Genomic DNA, 906 nt, shown 5'->3' on the forward strand with positions numbered 1-906 from the left:
TGCGGTTGGTGAAACTATTGGGACTACAGCCTATGCTAGAGAAGATGATAGCAAAAAAGGGATGGATGGTAGTCAAGTTACAGGTGCTGCATCCAGCTACGCCCGAAAATACGCCCTAAACGGACTTTTTATGATCGATGACAATAAGGATCCTGATACGGATGAATATCATAATCAGAATAGCCAAGCAGGCCGTACGTCGCAAAAACCAGCTCAAAAACCAAATAGCCAGCAAGAGCAACCGGCCAATGCTCCAGCTAAAAGTAACGGAGCCAAAACTATTACGGGAGCACAGGCTAAAGCCATTCGGACAGAACTCAAAAATATGGCTGAAGCTACAGGGAGTCCTGCTGCAACAATTGGAAAATGGTTCATCGATAAAATGGGTGTTGATAAACCTGAAAGCATTCCAGCTGATCGATTGAAGGAAGCTCAGAAGATTATCGCAGATGCGAAGAAAGCGAGAGGCATTGAGTAATGGGATATACGGAACTGGGGCGCAAACGTCCGATTGAATTACAGAGTGCTTATTATGATAAGATCCTAGTTTATCAGCATCAAGGTGAGATTTGGGGTGTATGTTATAAGCACGGAGAAATTGATTGTGTTTACAACTACACTAAGAACGATTTCTTTTGGCTTGAAATTTCAGATATGTCCTTAAAAGAAATTGTTACTAAAATTATCAAGCCTTTGAAGAGAAATAACCCTGGATTATACTCATTTCATGAGAGTACGTTCAGTAGAATTTTGGAGGTAATAAAATAATGATTAACAATGCTGTACTTGTAGGGCGCATGACCCGTGATGCTGAACTTCGCTATACTCCTCAAAATGTAGCAGTTGCGACTTTTACTCTTGCAGTAAACCGTACATTTAAGAGTCAAAATGGCGAGCGTGAAGCTG

At 41.4% G+C, this 906-nt stretch carries 3 protein-coding genes; all 3 read left to right on the forward strand.

Annotated features, from left to right (window positions below):
- A partial coding sequence (locus ATE34_RS10840) for an ERF family protein (RefSeq protein ID WP_084912051.1) occupies nucleotides 1–478 on the forward strand: 478 nt, incomplete at its 5' end.
- Entirely contained in the window at nucleotides 478–768 is a 291-nt protein-coding gene (locus ATE34_RS10845) for a hypothetical protein (protein WP_084912052.1), read from the forward strand. The genes ATE34_RS10840 and ATE34_RS10845, both read left to right, overlap by 1 nt.
- Nucleotides 768–906, forward strand: a 139-nt coding sequence (gene ssb, locus ATE34_RS10850; protein WP_142357497.1) for a single-stranded DNA-binding protein, incomplete at its 3' end; no start/stop codon positions are given. The genes ATE34_RS10845 and ssb, both read left to right, overlap by 1 nt.

The organism is Streptococcus oralis subsp. tigurinus (assembly GCF_002093545.1).
Taxonomy (GTDB): domain Bacteria; phylum Bacillota; class Bacilli; order Lactobacillales; family Streptococcaceae; genus Streptococcus; species Streptococcus oralis_C.

Bases quoted from the DNA above. Each gene is read 5' to 3' on its own strand.
- ATE34_RS10845 (WP_084912052.1), top strand. From the start codon at position 478: ATGGGATATACGGAACTGGGGCGCAAACGTCCGATTGAATTACAGAGT.